Annotated in this window: 14 protein-coding genes and 1 tRNA gene; 5 read left to right on the forward strand and 10 right to left on the reverse strand. The window is 40.1% G+C overall.

Annotated elements, in window-relative coordinates:
• Window positions 1-12 precede the first annotated feature (12 nt).
• The 9 genes from UYK_RS0100985 to UYK_RS0101025 form a co-directional block, all read right to left on the reverse strand.
• On the reverse strand, window positions 13-318 hold the full coding sequence (locus tag UYK_RS0100985; protein WP_009455228.1) for an urease subunit beta: 306 nt from the start codon (window positions 316-318) through the stop codon (window positions 13-15).
• Between the two features lie 27 nt (window positions 319-345).
• Window positions 346-648 carry an urease subunit gamma gene (gene ureA / locus UYK_RS0100990; RefSeq protein WP_009455229.1) on the reverse strand — a complete coding sequence of 101 codons (303 nt, stop codon included), beginning with the start codon at window positions 646-648 and terminating at the stop codon, window positions 346-348.
• Between the two features lie 35 nt (window positions 649-683).
• Window positions 684-1,550, reverse strand: a complete 867-nt coding sequence (locus UYK_RS0100995; protein ID WP_009455230.1) for an urease accessory protein UreD — start codon at window positions 1,548-1,550, stop codon at window positions 684-686.
• A 15-nt stretch (window positions 1,551-1,565) separates the two neighbouring features.
• Window positions 1,566-2,873, reverse strand: coding sequence for a hypothetical protein (locus tag UYK_RS0101000; RefSeq protein WP_016870743.1), 1,308 nt, complete (start codon window positions 2,871-2,873; stop codon window positions 1,566-1,568).
• Entirely contained in the window at window positions 2,866-3,792 is a 927-nt protein-coding gene (locus UYK_RS0101005) for an SPL family radical SAM protein (RefSeq protein WP_009455232.1), read from the reverse strand. The genes UYK_RS0101000 and UYK_RS0101005 overlap by 8 nt, the downstream gene beginning before the upstream one ends.
• A 412-nt stretch (window positions 3,793-4,204) precedes the next feature.
• Window positions 4,205-5,287, reverse strand: a complete 1,083-nt coding sequence (gene psbA / locus UYK_RS0101010) for a photosystem II q(b) protein (protein ID WP_026086318.1) — start codon at window positions 5,285-5,287, stop codon at window positions 4,205-4,207.
• A 1,709-nt stretch (window positions 5,288-6,996) separates the two neighbouring features.
• The gene (gene psbA / locus UYK_RS0101015; RefSeq protein ID WP_009455234.1) at window positions 6,997-8,079 is read right to left on the reverse strand and encodes a photosystem II q(b) protein; all 1,083 of its coding nucleotides are present in this window, start codon (window positions 8,077-8,079) and stop codon (window positions 6,997-6,999) included.
• Window positions 8,080-8,400: 321 nt separating this feature from the next.
• Complete coding sequence (locus UYK_RS0101020) at window positions 8,401-9,900, reverse strand: MBOAT family O-acyltransferase (RefSeq protein WP_026086319.1); 1,500 nt, start codon at window positions 9,898-9,900, stop codon at window positions 8,401-8,403.
• Window positions 9,901-9,983: 83 nt separating this feature from the next.
• Window positions 9,984-12,941: a DUF1574 family protein gene (locus UYK_RS0101025; protein WP_009455236.1), complete on the reverse strand. Its 2,958-nt coding sequence runs from the start codon at window positions 12,939-12,941 to the stop codon at window positions 9,984-9,986.
• Window positions 12,942-13,289: 348 nt separating this feature from the next.
• On the opposite strand from UYK_RS0101025, the gene UYK_RS0101030 reads away from it, so the two are divergent.
• The 3 genes from UYK_RS0101030 (at window position 13,290) to UYK_RS0101040 (ending at window position 17,613) form a co-directional block, all read left to right on the forward strand.
• On the forward strand, window positions 13,290-13,520 hold the full coding sequence (locus UYK_RS0101030) for a hypothetical protein (protein ID WP_009455237.1): 231 nt from the start codon (window positions 13,290-13,292) through the stop codon (window positions 13,518-13,520).
• Window positions 13,521-13,629: 109 nt separating this feature from the next.
• Window positions 13,630-16,692: a phosphoenolpyruvate carboxylase gene (locus UYK_RS0101035; protein ID WP_016870745.1), complete on the forward strand. Its 3,063-nt coding sequence runs from the start codon at window positions 13,630-13,632 to the stop codon at window positions 16,690-16,692.
• 669 nt (window positions 16,693-17,361) lie between these two features.
• Window positions 17,362-17,613, forward strand: a complete 252-nt coding sequence (locus UYK_RS0101040) for a hypothetical protein (RefSeq protein WP_009455239.1) — start codon at window positions 17,362-17,364, stop codon at window positions 17,611-17,613.
• A gap of 86 nt (window positions 17,614-17,699) precedes the next feature.
• Here the strand turns inward: UYK_RS0101040 and UYK_RS0101045 are convergent, their stop codons facing one another.
• Window positions 17,700-18,086, reverse strand: coding sequence for a hypothetical protein (locus tag UYK_RS0101045; protein ID WP_009455240.1), 387 nt, complete (start codon window positions 18,084-18,086; stop codon window positions 17,700-17,702).
• Between the two features lie 318 nt (window positions 18,087-18,404).
• On the opposite strand from UYK_RS0101045, the gene UYK_RS0101050 reads away from it, so the two are divergent.
• Window positions 18,405-18,710, forward strand: coding sequence for a small RNA NsiR4-regulated ssr1528 family protein (locus UYK_RS0101050; protein ID WP_009455241.1), 306 nt, complete (start codon window positions 18,405-18,407; stop codon window positions 18,708-18,710).
• 72 nt (window positions 18,711-18,782) lie between these two features.
• Window positions 18,783-18,855, forward strand: a tRNA-Arg gene (locus tag UYK_RS0101055).
• The last annotated feature ends 3 nt before the right edge of the window (window positions 18,856-18,858 follow it).

The following is an 18,858-nucleotide window of genomic DNA, read 5'->3' on the forward strand; positions in this document are numbered from 1 at the left end:
ACGCGGAAGGTTTTAGAGTTGTCCGTTAATTCTGCCGTTGAATCCGTATACTTGGCGTGTACCAGCAAGGGGAACTAGGGTGACTTCTTTTTCATCACCTGGTTCAAATCTAACTGCTGTTCCCGCGGGAATATCGAGGCGCATTCCTCGCGCTTGTTCTCGATCAAAATTTAAGGCGGTGTTGACTTCAAAAAAGTGGAAGTGAGAACCGACTTGGATGGGGCGATCGCCTGTATTTGACACTTGTAATTTTACCGTCGGACGCCCTGGGTTAAGTTCTATTTCGCCTTGTGGTGTAATTATTTCTCCGGGAATCATCATACTCAATCCAAAATCTAAAATTCTTCACCTGATGGGATTATGCACTGTCACTAACTTTGTCCCATCAGGGAAAGTTGCTTCTACTTGCACTTCATGAATCATCTCTGGTACTCCTTCCATGACTTCATCTCGTGTCAACAAGGTAGTACCATAACTCATCAACTCTGCAACCGTCCTCCCATCTCTTGCACCTTCCAAAATTGCAGCAGAAATATAGGCGACAGCTTCTGGATAATTCAACTTCAAACCCCTGTCCTTACGTCTTTCTGCTACTAAAGCAGCAGTAAAAATCAATAACTTGTCTTTTTCCTGCGGCGTCAGTTGCACTTTTTACCTCCCTTGTTGGCGTCTTAACTGTTGGCTCATATCTGCCAAACTCTTGGTACACAGCTACTACGATTTAAAAAAGACATACGTAATAACTGCCAAACACCGATAAACCAGTTTCTCACCTCAGCAGTTGAAGATCCACGGTATCTACACAAAAGTCCATGTTCTAAACGAGTGACACCAATTTGGGGATGGGTAATTGGCAATTGCCAAAGATTTCGGGCTTTTTCGACTATTTCTGGTGATATTTCTCGTCCAATGTAGACTAGACTACCTACGATTGGTTGTCCTGCCAAACCGTGGAAACTATGAAATACTTCTTCCCTACCTGGTAGCCATTGTCTATCTATCCATAGAGGTTTACCTTGTTGCCAAATTTCGGTGTGCGATCGCCACTCTCCTTGTAAAAATTTCTCCCCCCTTGCACTCCGTCCAAACCTAGTAATTTCCCAGCCCAAATAATGAGAATTCGTAGCTAATTTTACTATATTTTCTTGTCTGTATAATGCACCGTCAAAAACAATTGTTTCTTGGGGTAACCATTCTAAATAAGCATGATCGTCAACTTTGATCTCAATAGTTTGTTTGGCGATTGTGCCATTACTACGGTAGATTTTGCCAGCGGTTGCGGTAGTAATTAATGCTTGAGCATGGGGTTGGAGGTGGAAGTTGTAAGATAGGCGATCGCCTCCCACAACACCCCCAGCTGTATGTAAAATCACACTATGACAAACTTCTTGTCCTTCTGGATAAAATGGGCGTTGCACTTTTAGCGGTGCTTGATTTTGATTGAAAATCAGCTGAGTTTGGTTTTGGCGATAGGCATACACTAGGTGTAAATTTCCATGCCAAAAATCCTTGCTTGATGTTGTGATTGGATAATGAGAATACTGGTTCACAAATACTCAGAAATTTTATTTTTTTGCTATGATTATATAATCATCTAATTTATAGTTAGAATTGTGTCTTTGATCAAAATATTTTTGGATTAGAGAAGTCATATAAAGTTGTTTAGGCAATTTCTCATCAGCAAACTTTGCAAATTCAATTGCAGAACAAGGTCTTCTTGAATCTCTAGATGTTAAATATCTATACCAGACTAACTCTAAATCCAGGTCTGAAACAAACTGATTAACTATATACTGTTCTTGAGATATATCTTCTGTGCGAGGCATATCATAAGATTTAAATAATTTTTTATCTTGTATAATTAGTATTACATAACCATTTTTTCTAATACTTGTATTAATAATTTTCTGATATATAGAATTCGCTCGCTGCTTTTTCTGACTCTCCAAAAAGAAACAGTGAGAAATGATAATAAAATCAAAAAAATCTTCTGGAAGATTACTTAATTGAGAATTAAAGTTAAATATGTCATCAGTGACAAATCTGAAGTAAGCATTGATCAAAGTTTTTCGAGACTCGATATATCGCCGCCAAAACTGAAGTCCTCGATACTGAAACGCATCTTGTTTTTCTAGAGAGTAGTAAGATATATGCATCTGTGGAATCTGCAAGAAACCAATACTACTTTGTAGAAACAAAGCTAGACCATAGACAACTGTTCCTGGCCCTGCTGCAATATCAAGAATATTAACATTTTTCGGAAGCAAACCAGCTTCGTAAATAAGAAACCAAGCTAAATAAAGACAATATACATTTTCTAAAAAATATTTCATGAAATAGACATGGGGAGTAAGACTAAAAGCATAGCTAGGATCTCGCCCAATTTTTAGGTTATTAATATCCTCCAAGGCATCTTCTAGCTTCAGTTTCAACTGCTTTTGTGGAATTTTACTCAACTCATCTTGTAGATAGGCGATTAAATTTTCTTCTAAATCATTAAATATATCTTGGTTAATACCAGTACATTGCAATTTTGTTTGGTCATGATATTTCAGATTAAAATTTTTATATACAGACTCAATAAATTCTTGTTCTGGAACTAATACCTGGCTATTTTGTTCTTGAGTATTTATATTTTCTAATTCTTGTAATGCGTCGTTGAGTTTATTTTTTAGACTTTTTACCTCTTGCTTATATTGCTGTGAATAAATTTCTAATTGCAGCTTATCTCTAAACAGTTTTTCTAACCAAGATAATCTTGCCCCTGATTTTTGTATTTCTTGCAATAGCTGCATAGCCTGTCGAGTGTTACCTCGACTGATTGCTAACTTAAACTGCTGACTACGCCACCAGTTAGCGATAAATTTATTCATAACCAAATCCGTCTTTACCTTCCTTGATTTCTTGTTCTGGAAGTCGAGAAACTAACTTCTGCTTGAATGTTATATAGCTTACTTTCTCATTCTCATACCACCAAGCGTATTTACGCTTAATTTCTTCAGCTTCTTGCCTAGTTGATGCCACTAAAGAATTATTTTGACTAGGGTGAAAGTCCTGGATGACAATTCTGTCTGCAAATCTTAATTGCTCAATAAAAATATCTTCTTCATCTGGTAAAGTTGGCAATAAAGGAGTGATGGTTACAGAAATTTTAGGAATAAAACCTTTGAATTGATCAATATTTTGCTTGATTTTTTTGAGTGCATTGAACCTAGCTTTGATACTGGGCGATCGCGGTTCAAAATCTCTCCTCACCAATTCACTTCCAGTAGGAATACTCATATTGATACGCAACCGTTGAAATCGTTGTAAATAATCAATATCTCTAGTGATAATTGGGCTGCGAGTTTGAATTACTAAAGTAGGAGTTGGATAAAAATCAAGCATCACCCCTAGTAAATTACGAGTCAACTGATATTTAGATTCAAGAGGCTGATAAGGATCTGTAACGCTGCTCATGTAAATTTTAGGAGATTGTTTAGGATTTTTTCGATACCAACTTTCTAATTCTTTTTCTAAGATTAGTGAGGCATTTTCTTTAAAAATTACCCATTTTCCCCAATCTAAACGCATTTTTGTATTAGGACTAAATGCAGCAGCATAGCAATAACTACATCCATATTGACAGCCTCGGTAAGGATTTAAAGTAAAGTCATAGGCAGCAATAAAACCAGTGGCTTTTGTTAGCAGAGATTTAGAATTTTGAGCATAGATATTGATATCTCCAAATTTTTCTTGGACTAATTTTGTAGGAGTAAGCTCACAATATCCTTGATATTGGGATTTTGCCATGTTTAAATTTGATATTATGTCCGATTAATTACTTACGATATAAAGCTTGAGCATTGAGCATAGTGAAAAATAACCAATGCTCACCAATTACCGACCCCACAGTTTTTAGTACGTTTCAACGTACTTTAGCTATTAGCCCGCAATTTATTGCAGGGCGGGATAATGGGCAATAGTAAGTGATTTTATCAATCAACAAATTATCGCAATGCCCGATAATTTCTCAATTGTACAAGTCCCCAGATTAATGTGTGGAACTAATCCAAAATCCAAAATCTAAAATCTAAAATCGGATCGTAGTCATTGCTTTATGCCTCTGCACAAATTGGTATGCTGTTGATAACTGATAATTGAACTGTAAAAAAGCGCCCTCATTGAGAGAGCGCTTTTTATCATTTACAAGCAGCTAACTTAACTATCCATGAATTGCAGGAGCGTTCATCGCTACAGGTACAGCTTCACCACTTGCCAAGTCTAATGGGAAGTTGTGAGCATTACGCTCGTGCATCACTTCCATACCCAGGTTAGCACGGTTGAGTATATCTGCCCAGGTGTTAACTATGCGACCGTGAGAGTCAAGAATTGATTGGTTAAAGTTGAACCCATTCAAGTTAAACGCCATTGTGCTGATACCCAAAGCCGTGAACCAAATACAAACTACGGGCCAAGCTGCTAAGAAAAAGTGCAAAGAACGAGAGTTGTTAAAGCTGGCGTATTGCCAAATTAAGCGTCCGAAGTAACCATGAGCAGCCACGATATTGTAGGTTTCCTGCTCTTGTCCAAATTTATATCCATAGTTAACGGATTCATTCTCTGTGGTTTCCCTTACCAAGGAGGAAGTCACCAAAGAGCCGTGCATCGCACAGAAAAGCGAACCACCAAACACCCCAGCCACACCAAGTTGATGGAAGGGATGCATGAGAATGTTATGTTCCGCTTGGAACACAAGCATGAAATTAAATGTACCACTTATGCCTAGAGGCATTCCGTCAGAGAAACTGCCTTGCCCAATTGGATAAATCAAAAAGACAGAGGTAGCAGCAGCTACAGGAGCAGAATAAGCAACGCAGATCCAAGGACGCATACCCAAGCGATAGCTCAGTTCCCATTGTCGTCCCATCCAGCAGAAAATACCGATGAGGAAATGGAAAACAATTAGCTCGTAGGGACCACCGTTATAGAGCCATTCATCAAGAGAAGATGCTTCCCAAATAGGGTAAAAGTGCAAGCCAATCGCATTAGATGTAGGTACAATGGCACCAGAAATTATGTTGTTGCCATATAACAAAGAACCAGAAACAGGTTCACGAATACCGTCAATATCGACTGGTGGTGCGGCAATGAAGGCAATAATAAAACAGATAGTTGCTGTCAACAGCGTTGGAATCATTAAAACGCCGAACCAGCCAATGTAAAGTCTATTATTGGTGCTGGTAATCCACTCACAGAACCTATCCCAGAGACTACCACTTTCGCCTCTTGTTAAAGTTGTGGTCATGGCTGTATTTATTTCAAAATTCAATGAACGTACAGATGACAAATTTCTCATTTTTTGAGATTGAGAAATTTGCGATTTTTACCAGGATTGGGTGATTGTCAGCGCTTTTTCTTTAAAGGTATATGGATAACACAGCACATCACCCAGTAACAGTAATTGGTAATAGGTAATAGGAAATAACTTGTTTTAAATTTTCCAATTACCAATTACCGGACAATCCCCGCTATCAGTCCATTGGGCGAATCACCCTATATTTATCTCAGGGAGTGTCCCTCAAGGTTGTTTACTAAAGTTTTTCTCCTGAATAATCTGGAATTCCCTAATTCAAGATTCAAATATGTATTTGATAGCAGTTTACATTTTTATGAAACACAATTTTTTAGCAACAAACAAATGTGATGAACCAAAATAATTGGATTCCAGTCAAATGCAAACTGCCCTAATTTTCTCACACTGTAAGTTAATACTAAGAATCTCTACTTAGGGAGACACCCAGATCAGAGGAGAAAATTTTCCTGGTCTTACGATCTGGTTGTACATTAATTTTTTATATTTATCAATCTATTTTTGTTAATTTTTATAACTCTTTTGTAGTGTTCAGAAAGTTTAATATTGAAATTAAAAAAAGTTAAAGAAAAATGGGAGTGACGCTCTATTTTTAGAGAAAAATATCTAAATACTCAAGTTATTTTTGTACGATTAAATATATTTCAAATTTAATCAAAATCAAGCGATCGCACATCTAAATATGGAAAATATTCTAATATTCTCTTTTAATTTATTTCGTTCTCAGTTGGGGTTAACAATTATTACTTTTAGCTAAAACTACTGTCTGGCTAAATCTATTCATCAGGTTGGATGGGGGATGTTTTGTACCATGCTGAAATATAAGGCAGAAACAGAGATACCCCATCAGTCTTGTGGCGCACCTCCCCCCAAACTCTCAATTGGATTTACCCCCCTCAATCCCCCGAATATCGGGGGGAAACAAAAGATCCAGTTCCCTCCCCTTTACAAGGGGAGGGTTAGGGTGGGGTAAAACCAGGATTCATAAGTTATTTCAGACTTGTGTGTACACCGTAGCCAAACTCTCGGGGAGGATTAGGGAAGGGTGTTACTCTACTTGGATGAAAAGGCTGTAGTTGAGATTTTTAGCTTCAGATGCAGTGTTTGCACTTGCGGCAATTTTTAGCTCAGCGCCTGGACTATTTTCAGCTAGTTGATGAGTAGTAGGTAGAGGAAAAACTCACCCACTCTACACCGTGTCTCAAGGGACAAACTCACTGCGTAAGTCTGAGTAATGCTAAGCTTTACCCTTCTGTTTTCTCGTGACTTCTGCCAAAATGCCAGATGATGCTCAACTACTCCTGTTAGTCTTACTGCTTTTTGTAGAAGGAATTAATAGGTAAATTAGAGGGTATTTTATGAAGTTTGCAAGTGATGATCGTGGTAGCGGCAGGTAAACATAAGAAAATATATATGCAAAAAAGTCTATAGTTATTTTCTTACTGTTAATTAAAAATAAAAATACATTTTCATAGACAGATATTTTTAGCTAGTTCTCTTGATCTGGAGTTGTCTGGGTTAGACAGCCTCAACTCATACAACTAGCTTTTTTGAAGCGATCGCAATAAAAAAGCGCTCACCTTGGGTTAGCGCTTTTTTTATTTATTTAGAGACGCAAGGAGCTGCGCCTCAGCTATTAAAGATTAACCGTTGATCGCAGGAGCAGTCAATGCAACAGGAGCAACATCGCCACTAGCTAAGTCGAGGGGGAAGTTGTGAGCATTACGCTCGTGCATCACTTCCATACCCAAGTTAGCGCGGTTGATGATGTCTGCCCAAGTGTTGATCACGCGACCCTGAGAGTCAATCACTGACTGGTTGAAGTTGAAACCATTCAGGTTGAACGCCATGGTGCTGATTCCCAGGGCGGTGAACCAGATACCTACTACAGGCCAAGCAGCCAAGAAGAAGTGCAAGCTGCGAGAGTTGTTGAAGGAAGCGTATTGGAAGATTAAGCGACCGAAGTAACCGTGGGCTGCAACGATGTTGTAGGTTTCTTCTTCTTGACCGAACTTGTAACCGTAGTTCTGAGATTCGGTTTCGGTTGTTTCGCGAACCAAGGAAGAAGTTACCAAAGAACCGTGCATTGCGCAGAACAAGCTGCCACCGAACACACCTGCTACACCTAGCTGGTGGAAGGGGTGCATCAAGATGTTGTGCTCTGCTTGGAACACGATCATGAAGTTGAAGGTTCCAGAGATTCCCAAGGGCATTCCATCAGAGAAGGAACCTTGACCCAAGGGGTAAATCAAGAATACTGCGGTAGCAGATGCCAAAGGAGCAGAATAAGCTACGCAGATCCAAGGACGCATTCCTAAGCGGTAGGACAATTCCCACTGACGGCCCATGTAGCAGAAGCAGCCAATCAGGAAGTGGAAAATTACCAACTGGTAAGGACCACCGTTGTACAACCACTCATCTAAGGAAGCAGCTTCCCAGATGGGGTAGAAGTGTAAACCAATGGCATTAGATGAAGGTACAACAGCACCGGAGATGATGTTGTTTCCGTAGAGTAAGGAACCTGCTACTGGTTCACGGATACCATCGATGTCTACGGGGGGTGCGGCGATGAAGGCGATGATGAAGCAGGTGGTTGCAGCCAACAGTGTTGGAATCATCAATACGCCGAACCAACCGATGTATAGGCGGTTTTCGGTGCTTGTGACCCAATCGCAGAACCGTTCCCATACGTTGCCGCTTGCGCGTCTTTGTAAGGTTGTAGTCATTGCTCTTATGAGTGCGATGAATGAATTTTTGGAGAATGTATTCAGGCAAACATTTAAGTTGCCTGTATTAATAAACTTTACACAAAAATTTATTTATTACAAGCGGTTATCCACTCATTTTTTGTTAATTTTTTTATCTTAATATTGCTTAATATATTGTATTTTAAATTAATTAAAATTTGTAAATACTTAGTTCAATAAATCACTGTTATTCAATTTATTCAAAAATTAATAATTAACTCAAAAGATAGAATAATACCTGCTTTGTTTAGTTCTATACTTTTTCCCTCCTACACCCTTTTTCCCAAGAACTCAAAACCTTTAAAAATCAAAGTAAATATATGGCAAACTACCTTCTGGAGCTAGTATCCAGACAGCGTAGAAGCAGGGAAGTACGAACAAGAGTTTGACAGGCCAGTTGAACTGTAACTTTAATTGACGATGGAAAAAATAAGCTAAAGTCATACAGGTAGCAATTACGCCTAAGAGTATTGCTAATTGATATTGACTAATATTGAGTGCTTCCACATAAACTTTTTGAGCAAATTGAGCATCAGCAGGATAACCCCAAAGGTGTTTAAATACTGAAGAAGAATCTTGGAGATTTGGTAGACGAAACCAAATCCAAGAGATGAAAACCATTAGTTGTGTAAATAACCAAGCTACCAGTTTACCGAAGGGATTGTGCCAAAAATGTTCTAACTCCTCAAAGCGATCGCTAAGAGCATTAGTTAATCTGTGGATAACTAATGCTAGACCGTGAAACGCACCCCAAATTACAAAACCTAATGCTGCACCATGCCAAATACCCGCAATTACCATCACAATCATTAAATTGAAGCAGGTGCGAATTAAACCCTGACGAGACCCTCCCAAAGGAAAATAAATGTAATTACGCAACCAATCTCCTAGTGTTATGTGCCAGCGTCGCCAAAAATCAGCAATACTGGTACTGAAATAAGGAAAGTCAAAATTTTCTGGTAGAACTAAACCGAAAAGTAAAGCAGTGCCACGGGCAATATCTACATAACCACTAAAATCTAAATACAACTGAAAACCATAGGCAAATATTGCCAACCATAAATCAGTACTACCCGCCCGTTGCAAATTGCCGAAACACAAATCAACATAAATTCCCAAGTGATCAGCTAGAATACCTTTTTTGACAGTTCCTTGGGCAATTAACCAAATACCTTCCGCAAAAAGATTGGGAGTAGGAAAGCGCAAGTGATTGAATTGATGAGTGAGGTTGTGGAAGCGAGTAATGGGGCCAGAAATCAATTTAGCAAAGAATAATTTGTATGATGCAAATTGAATAAATTGATTACTAGCAGGTGCGCCACGGTAGACATCGACTAAATAGGAAATACACTCAAATGTAAAAAATGAAATTCCTAGAGGCGCAATTAATTTAAAAGAATCAAATACTGAACTTATAGAAGTATGATAGGTAAAGTTATATAAAGGTGGTATATATTTAAAACCCAAAAGTAGCAACACATTTATGCTGACACCCAACCATAATAGTTTTAAACGCTGACTATTCCAATCGGCTTGAGATAACTGCGATTCTTCATCAAAAGATCGCAGTTCTAAAGAATTTTGATTTGGTGAATTATGTTTACCTAGAGCTATTCCTATGCGGAAATTACAATAAGTTAGTGCTAGTAAAAGCGGGATATAATAAATTTGCAAAGATGCGTAAAAGCCAATACTAGCAATCAATAGCGTCCACATTCGTAGTTTTTGTTGCGCTATTAACCAGTAAATCAAAAGCACACTCAATAAAAATATTCCGTATAAAATTGATATGAAGTTCATGCAAATAGTCAATTGGTAATGGGTAACTGGTAATTGGTTATGATTTACCACTAACTACTATTCACTAGCCAATATCCAATAACCTATTTGGTCGGCCAAGGAATCATTGGATCAATAGCAAGTTTTTTGGAAACTTTTTCTGCACCATAAAGATTTAGATGGCTGGGGTCAGAAAAGTTTTCGTTGGCTTGGGGCCAAATTAAGCTCAAATCCCGATAGATTAAATTGGAATTTTCAGCTAAGCGTAACATATATTGCTGAAAATCTTGTTCGTATTTTTTTCGTACTGCATCAAGATATTCTGCACTCAAGGGCATATTCACAAATACTATAGTAATTTTTGTGGATGCACAAAATTGCAATACTGCTTGGAGAGCAGCGTCTTGCTCACCCCCTAATTGGAAAGATTTATAGTCATTGTCATAGCTACCATTAACCTTGGGGTGTTTTTGATAGTATGTAGCTGGATTAAAACGGATAGGTATTGCTAAAAATCCGTCAAAATCAACTGCTTGTTCAAAAACATCCTGTTCTGGGTCTGCTGATGTAATTTTTTGATTAACTGCTGATTTACCTCTGAGTAAAGGTAAAGACTTCAGTGTTTTGTTGAGTAAACTCTTAAGTTGATTTCGTTGATTATAGGTAGTAGAAATAGTTGCGAGAGCTTGGTTTAACCTTGCATCTAATGCTTGAGAATTATTATCTGTATGAGTTGTGTTTTTAAAGCTTTGCTCCCGTTTTATCGATGCTGAGGTGGTGTTTGAATTCTGAGAATTTTCGTTGGCTGGTGCTTTTTGTAATACTTGTTGATAACCAGGAGATGCTGCGATCGCTTTAAAGGTGACATCCTCTCTACCATTGTTAAAAGCACGCGCACCATCAGCCCAAATAATCAATTTTGGTAGTTCTGATGGTTGTAGCACTCGACGCAGGATAAAATCGACAACTTGTGCTGTCGCTCCATTAATCCCAAAATTAAACACATCGATATCTGAGTAACCCTGAGTTGCCAAAGCTTGAGAAAGTGTGGTGGGATCTATTCCTCTCAAAGCGCGAGAAGAACCAATAATTAATACATCTGGTGGTTTACCGTTTTTCGCAAGACGTTGTTTGTAGAGTGCTAGTTGCTCATCTAATTGACGAGCGTTGAAACTTGGCATTGGCGATCGCGCTGCCAATAAAATAGCAGTTGCAGTTGCTTTTCCCCTAGTGATGGATTCTTCTTTTTGGGTGAATCCAGAAGCATTAAACACCTGATTTTTAGATGCAGGCGATGTATTGGTAAAAAAAACAGTTCTTTCCAACCTTTGATTTTGTTCTTCAGCTGAAGATAATTGAGGTCGGGTACTAGCAATCTTTGGTGTTTCTGGGATGGAGTGAGAAGTTATATAGCCCAAAATCCAGTCTGATTGCAGAGTCAGCAAAAACCCCAACAAGCCCCAAACTAAAGCCACCCGCCAGCCATTTTCTTCTACCTGTTGTTCTTGTGACTGTTCCTTTTCAGCAAACAGCTGCGTTGCTAAAAGCCATCTTCTGATTCTTGCACCCCAGTCCTGAGCCACTTCTACAAAAATACTCTGTACATCTTGGCTGGTTAAATCGGGACGTAGTACAGGCTCGTTAGCTTCAGGTGTTAAAAGTTCACCAACATAAGCAGCAGTGGCGGCAAATTCAGGAGTCGGTTCTGGTACTAGACGTTGACGATTGATAAAATCGACCCCGTAGTGCCAAAAAGGTTCCTTGTTACCCGCACGGCGACCATAGACTCGTACGCCTGCAATTCCTACTATTTTTAACTGTCTGACAAACTGAGTAACTTTACTTGCTACCTGTTTGCGTGAAGGACACACAAGTGCTTCGCACATGATGTGTAATAGATCGCCTTTACGTAACAAGAGGACGCGAGTTCCACCTGTTTTGAGGCGAGTATCTATGTCGGGGTTGAGCAAGCGCTCAAGTAAGAAAATGATAGCAGGTTCATCTCCAGCTGAGGATAATTCTAACGCTGATACTGCTAAATCTGGGTGTTCTGTTGCAGGTAATGATTGCCAATCAATCCAAGCGGGTTCGTGATCGATTGTTTGGTGTCCGTAAACTGTGGCGGCGAGAATACCTTGGGGAGCAAGGGCTTGAAGTTGGGGCATAATTGCCTGTAAGCACTGAGTTTTATCGGGAATTTGCTCAGTTGCCTTGGGGTCAGCAGCACTGCAAAATATATGTAGTGTAGATTCTTTGAGAGTTGCTGTGACTTTGATTGCCAGATCAGACAGTCTTTCATTTAAAATCCTGGCGATCGCTTGTAAATCTCCCCAACGCGCCCATTCTTTCAGCATGATTTCTGGAGGCGTCAGATCCACTCTTAGCATCCAGTCAAAATCTGTTTCGCCATCCACTTGTGTGGCGATCACTGCATCTTGATAACCAGAAAGCTTGAGACTGCGTAACTTCTGAGCTACTGGTTCTGCAATTAATGAAGGATCGGGAGTATAGCTAGACTGACAGTAAATCAACAAGCGATTTTGATTGCTGGGATTTTCGAGAGTCGGTTGTTGCTTTTTGGCTTTGACTTCCACCCCTATCCCAAAGGTACTAAGACTTTCACTCAAATAGCGAGCGATCGCATTTGGATCGCCTTTACGTGCCAAACTTTCATTAGAAAGAATTAGCGCCCCACCCGTGCGACTGGATTTTTCCGCATCTGCGATCAAGGCTTGCTCCACCTGTTGTAGGTGCAAATCCAACTGGTTTAAGAAAACCTGATGACACCACTGCGGGCGATTTTCCCCCTTTTTCCGACCGTAGACGAAAACTTGGTAGATTGAAGGTTGTTCATTTTTGGTCAGAGCGTCCAAGTCAGTGTGCTGTAGCGCGTGCAGCAAATCCACAAGAGTACGCCAACGTTGGGGACACTCTGGACTTTCGCAAAGAATGTGCAGATCATTTCCCCGCAATCGGACTTTCACACCTAAAGAGCTGATTCCTGTTGCTTGGCTTACCCATTGTATTAAGGACTTTTGACTAACTGGTAATGCTATTTTCATGGAAAGGTGAGATTGGGGATTGGGAATTGGAACTGGGGAGTAGGAATTGGGGAGTGGGGAGTGGGGAGTAGGGAGCAAGGATCAGGGAGCAGGGGTTTAATGTTTTATTTATCCTTTCCCTTCCCTTGTCTTCCTTGTCCCTTATTCCGATCCCCAATCCCCTATCCCCGTTCCCCTAATCACTTGTAAACTAGAACCGTAGAATTATCCACCATGAATTTTTTAACGCTTTTGTTAACTTGTTAATTTACACTCATCAGTAAAAATAATTATTTAAGCTCGCTAAATCTGAGCTTTGTTTAATTTTGCTGTCTTTGATCGATTTCCTCCAGTTCACGAGAATTACTTATGCAAGCTGCTAATTCCAAATCTTCAGCTAACTCAGGACTTAATTTGGGTTTATTTACCATTCCCCAATCTTTCCTTTTGCAAATGGGTACAGCATCGGTGATCATCTTGCTGTTAGCAGAGAAAGCCACCGGAGAAACACTACAAGCTCTTGGGGAAGCCAGCGAAGAATTATTTCGTGGCGATCGCCTTCCCATCCTTGAGTTTCCAGAACAGAATCCAGAAAATTAGCGTCAAATATTATACTATTTTTTCTCAAAATTATTGTGGCAAATTCCATGACGGTCAAGAGCAAAACCTGAAATCATAAAAAGTAATAGGCTTTACTAGAACAAAAAATATGAGTTCTCTTTTATACTTTTTCGCTCAGGAAGTGAACATCTACCCCGCCTCAGATTTATTTTTGCGCCATCGACTACAAATAGTAGAAGAATTGTGGGAGTCCGTGCTGCGGCAAGAATGCGGTCAAAAAATGGTCGATCTTTTACGGCAGTTACGTGATTTATGCTCACCAGAAGGACAAGCGACTCTTGACCAAGCTTCCTCCGTATTTAAATTAATAGAGCAATTAAATATCAACGAAGCTATTCGTGCGGCTCGTGCTTTTGCATTGTACTTCCAGCTGATCAACATCATCGAGCAGGACTACGAACAACGGCAGCAAATGACTCGCTATGAGGCGTCAGGTGAACCAGGAACCCAGGAAATAGCAAACACATCCTCGACAAATTCTGAAGCCAGCAGCGGATTAGGGGCAGAATTGCTCAGCAAAAGTTGGCAAGCCAATCCCCATCGCAAACGCCAAGACACTTTCGCAGCCCTATTTCCCCAGTTATACCAGCTAAATGTACCACCCCAGCAAATTCAACGCCTTATTTCCCAATTGGATGTGCAATTAGTCTTCACTGCTCATCCCACAGAAATTGTTCGTCATACCATCCGCGATAAACAGCGACGAGTAGTAAAACTACTGCAACAACTTGATGTTGCAGAAAAACGTGTAGAAAATCCTGATTATGCTTGGGAAGTGGCAGAACTACGGGAACAATTAATCCAAGAAATTCGCCTCTGGTGGCGTACCGATGAATTGCACCAGTTCAAACCTTCTGTACTTGATGAAGTAGACTATGCTCTGCATTACTTCCAAGAAGTGTTATTTGATGCTATCCCCCAACTTTACAAACGCTTCAAATATGCTTTAGCTAATACTTTTCCCTGGTTAGAACCACCAAGTAAGAACTTTTGTAAGTTTGGCTCTTGGGTAGGTGCAGACAGGGATGGAAACCCATCAGTCACCCCAGAAATCACCTGGCAGACTGCCTGTTATCAGCGCAAAATAGTTTTAGAAAGATACATTCAGTCAGTGAAGCGGCTAATTAATTTGTTGAGTGTGTCGCTGCATTGGAGTGATGTCTTACCAGACTTACTAGAATCATTAGAAATAGACCAGTCCCAGTTGAGTGAAGTCTACGACGAATTAGCTTTACGTTATCGTCAAGAACCCTATCGGCTCAAAATGTCCTATGTGCTGAAGCGACTGGAAAATACACGCGATCGCAACTTGGCTTTATACAATCGCGAAACACCAAAAACTGAAGTTCCTATTTATCGCTCTGGAGAAGAATTTTTAGCTGAACTACGGTTAATTGAACGTAACTTAGCAGAAACAGGATTAAATTGCCAGGAACTGGAAAATCTGATCTGCCAAGTCGAAATTTTTGGCTTTAATTTGACTTGTTTAGATATCCGACAAGAATCAAGCCGTCACTCGGATGCTTTAAATGAGATTTTGGAATACTTTGGAATTTTAAAGTGTTCCTACAATGAACTAACAGAAGCAGAAAAAGTTGCTTGGTTAGTAGGAGAATTGCAAACTCGCCGCCCGTTAATTCCCGCCGAACTACCTTTTTCACCAAAAACCAATGATATTATCGAAACTATGCGGGTAGTGCGATCGCTACAACGAGAATTTGGTAATAATATTTGCAAAACTTACATTATCAGTATGTGTCGCCAAGTCAGCGACGTACTAGAAGTATTGCTATTTGCTAAAGAAGCAGGACTTTACGATCCTGGTACAGCAGTAGGTACGATCCAAGTAGTTCCCCTATTTGAAACAGTGGAAGACTTGCAACGCTCTAAGAGTGTGATGCAACAGCTGTTTGAATTGCCTTTGTATCGCGCCTTGTTGGCTGGAGGCTACGCTGCAATTCAAGGAGACAGACAGGGGACTGGCGATAGGGAAAATGTCTCCCCTCCTCCAACTTCCTCCACCTCTTTTTCTTATCCCCTGACTCCCAACCTCCAAGAAGTTATGTTGGGGTACTCTGACAGTAATAAAGACTCTGGCTTTTTAAGCAGCAACTGGGAGATTCACAAAGCTCAAAAAACTTTACAGCGAATAGCTGAAGAACATGGGGTGACTTTGCGGATTTTCCACGGGCGTGGCGGTTCTGTTGGACGTGGTGGTGGCCCGGCTTATGAGGCAATTTTGGCACAGCCTGGTCACAGTATCAATGGGCGCATCAAAATTACTGAACAAGGGGAAGTCTTAGCTTCTAAGTATTCCTTGCGTGATTTAGCACTGTACCATTTGGAAACAATGACTACAGCTGTCATTCAAGCCAGCTTATTGAAAACAGGGTTTGATGATATTGAACCTTGGAATGAAATCATGGAAGAATTAGCAGTGCGATCGCGTACTCATTATCGTTCCCTGATCTACGAACAACCAGATTTTATCGACTTCTTCCACCAAGTTACACCGATTGAGGAAATTAGCCTCTTACAAATTAGTTCTCGTCCAGCCCGTCGTCCTTCTGGTAAAAAAGATTTAAGCAGTTTGCGAGCGATTCCTTGGGTATTTAGCTGGACACAAACACGGTTCTTGCTCCCTTCTTGGTACGGTGTTGGCACAGCTTTGCAAGAGTTTTTAAATGAAGAACCAGAAGAAAATTTGCAATTACTGCGCTATTTCTATATGAAATGGCCCTTCTTCAAGATGGTAATTTCCAAAGCAGAAATGACTTTGGCAAAAGTAGACTTGCAAATGGCGCGGCGCTATGTTGAAGAGTTGTCTAATCCTGAGGATAAACCCCGTTTTGAGAAACTATTTGCACAAATCGCCAGCGAATACTATCTCACACGGGAATTAGTACTCAAAATTACTGAACACCAACGGCTTTTAGATGGCGATCCTGTCTTGCAGCGATCAGTACAGTTACGCAATGGTACAATTGTACCCTTGGGCTTTATTCAGGTTTCCCTGCTGAAGCGCCTACGCCAGTCGAAGAATATAGCCACATCTGGAGTGATTCACTCACGATATAGTAAAGGCGAACTGCTGCGCGGCGCACTGTTAACAATTAATGGTATTGCTGCTGGTATGAGAAATACGGGTTGATGTGTTAGTTAGTGGTTGGTGGTTGCTAGTTGCTGGTTGGTGGTTAATAAACAACTACTAATTACTTTACGGGCGCAAAGCTTTGCTAATTAAGTACAGCTTTGCGTAAAGTTGTAGCGCTCTTAAACACAAAGGAATGCAGAGTGAGTGCAAAGGGATGCAGAGTCTTTCTATAGGGCGTTACTAAATTTGGTCATGACAAGGAGGACAAGGAGGACAAGGAAGACAAGGGAGAGAATTTGTATCAAAAATTTTGTGAAATGGTATGAATTATGTTTACATACATTTTTGTAGTTCGATGCCAAATTTTGTAGAGACGTAGCATTGCTACGTCTCTACAAACCTGTGAATTGTAAATTCATATCTTGATTCAGTAACACCTTCCATAGAGAATTCGCTACAAGTTAATCAAATGTTGTACTAAGTAGGAGGGCATAAATAATTAAAGGTTTGTAGTGAGAACTTTAGTCCTTAAAAAAGGGATAGAGATACTTACTACGAGTTGATTACAGTAATTTTAGGTTACTTTATATAACGTGAATTTGACAAAGTATTTAGGTTTGCCACAATATCACCCGCAACTTAAGCAATAACTAACTACTAATGCACAGACACGAGGAACATCGCGTCTCTACAACAACCAACAATCAACAATTACCAAATTAAACAATGGCTAAAAACCGAATTCTAATTTGCACCTTTTTTGCTTTACTATCTGGCTTTGTGAGTGGTTACATTGGTGGACAAATTAGCTTGAGTATTCATAGCCAAAGATGTCAAAATCAAGCCTGGGGTTTCAAGCAGGCGTGTCATGCTTTGGTAGCACCAGGAGCAATCTGGCAAGGTAGTACGACCGGATTATGGACTGGCACGATTTTGGGGGCGTTTTTTGGTGGTTTGGTGACGCGCCCCCAGAGGTGAAAAGTTAGGGAAGTGTGGGGAGATGGGGAGGGATAGGGTGATGGGGAGAAATTAAGAATGTTCCTTCTGCCTTTTGCCTTGATGATCTACCCTTCTGCCTCCTGTCTCCTGCTTTTTGCCTTCTGTAAGTCAGTCCAAGCATTGATGCTGGTGTCAAAGCAGCGCCACTTTCCCTCTTTATTTTCTTGGTAGCAAAACAAGCTGCGATCGCTAGCATTGAAGTCATCTGTTAAATAATATACCATCCCTCGAAAAGGGTAGGTTTTCCGGCTCAACCGCTTGGCTACGGCTTGATTAGGACATTCCACCATAAACACAGGTTGTCCATCGAAGTGAGCCAAGGAGAAGATGCACATCCGCAAAATCGCTCTTAGCCAGCTTTCTGAGTTTTCAAAATAATCATCAATAATTTTGTTGGTCAGAGCTTTTTCTAGGGTACGGTCTTTGCTTTGAGGAGTATGAGGGTCAGACATTGCACCACCTATGACCAAAACAATTGTGAAACCGGAATTCGGAATTTGCAAATAATTTCAGCAATTCCGAATATTCAATTTTAAATTAGATTGAATATACCGTTGGTTAGAGATTAAACCAAAAATTTTATATATACAAGCGTATACGAAAATATACGGCATTTCTTTAGATATAATCATTTAGTAATTGTTTATTCTGCTGGGTCAAATCAGCTTGGGAAAAGGCTTTGCCAGAAATTAGGAATATAGGAAAAGTATTTACTACTGAGTGTCCTTATACTTGGTAAAATTCAAATGTAAGTATGAAGTAATATTGCCATGACTACCGAAACCAACGAAATCCAGTCAACTACAAAGGGTGCTGATGCTGTTGATGAAGCGATCGCCCAGGGAATTGATTTTGACGGTACTCCCATTCCCAGCGCCAAGCTGGAACTTTATCATCAAGTCATGGCACTAGAGGCAAATAGACAGCGTAGTGGCGTTAGTAATACTATGCGATCGCGCATAGTCCGGATTGGTGCCAAACATATTACCCAAGATGAACTGAATCAAAAGCTTATCGATGCTGGTTTTGCACCTCTCAAAGAAAAAGAAATTGCCTTTTTTTACGGTGGTAAATAAATTTAGCTTGCATTATGATCACAAGACATATATAATAGATAAGCTGGCTTTAACTAAAGCCTTTTTTGACATGGGCGCGTAGCTCAGTGGATAGAGCAATTGCCTTCTAAGCAATCGGCCGCAGGTTCGAGTCCTGCCGCGCTCGTTT

The organism is Fischerella thermalis PCC 7521 (assembly GCF_000317225.1).
In the GTDB taxonomy this organism is placed as follows: domain Bacteria; phylum Cyanobacteriota; class Cyanobacteriia; order Cyanobacteriales; family Nostocaceae; genus Fischerella; species Fischerella thermalis.

What these genes read in the sequence shown, in the direction of transcription:
- UYK_RS0100985 (WP_009455228.1), bottom strand. Translation starts at nt 318, where the DNA reads ATGATTCCCGGAGAAATAATTACACCACAAGGCGAAATAGAACTTAAC.
- UYK_RS0101000 (WP_016870743.1), bottom strand. Translation starts at nt 2,873, where the DNA reads ATGAATAAATTTATCGCTAACTGGTGGCGTAGTCAGCAGTTTAAGTTA.
- UYK_RS0101005 (WP_009455232.1), bottom strand. Translation starts at nt 3,792, where the DNA reads ATGGCAAAATCCCAATATCAAGGATATTGTGAGCTTACTCCTACAAAA.
- psbA (WP_026086318.1), bottom strand. Translation starts at nt 5,287, where the DNA reads ATGACCACAACTTTAACAAGAGGCGAAAGTGGTAGTCTCTGGGATAGG.
- psbA (WP_009455234.1), bottom strand. Translation starts at nt 8,079, where the DNA reads ATGACTACAACCTTACAAAGACGCGCAAGCGGCAACGTATGGGAACGG.
- UYK_RS0101020 (WP_026086319.1), bottom strand. Translation starts at nt 9,900, where the DNA reads ATGAACTTCATATCAATTTTATACGGAATATTTTTATTGAGTGTGCTT.
- UYK_RS0101025 (WP_009455236.1), bottom strand. Translation starts at nt 12,941, where the DNA reads ATGAAAATAGCATTACCAGTTAGTCAAAAGTCCTTAATACAATGGGTA.
- UYK_RS0101030 (WP_009455237.1), top strand. Translation starts at nt 13,290, where the DNA reads ATGCAAGCTGCTAATTCCAAATCTTCAGCTAACTCAGGACTTAATTTG.
- UYK_RS0101035 (WP_016870745.1), top strand. Translation starts at nt 13,630, where the DNA reads ATGAGTTCTCTTTTATACTTTTTCGCTCAGGAAGTGAACATCTACCCC.
- UYK_RS0101040 (WP_009455239.1), top strand. Translation starts at nt 17,362, where the DNA reads ATGGCTAAAAACCGAATTCTAATTTGCACCTTTTTTGCTTTACTATCT.
- UYK_RS0101045 (WP_009455240.1), bottom strand. Translation starts at nt 18,086, where the DNA reads ATGTCTGACCCTCATACTCCTCAAAGCAAAGACCGTACCCTAGAAAAA.
- UYK_RS0101050 (WP_009455241.1), top strand. Translation starts at nt 18,405, where the DNA reads ATGACTACCGAAACCAACGAAATCCAGTCAACTACAAAGGGTGCTGAT.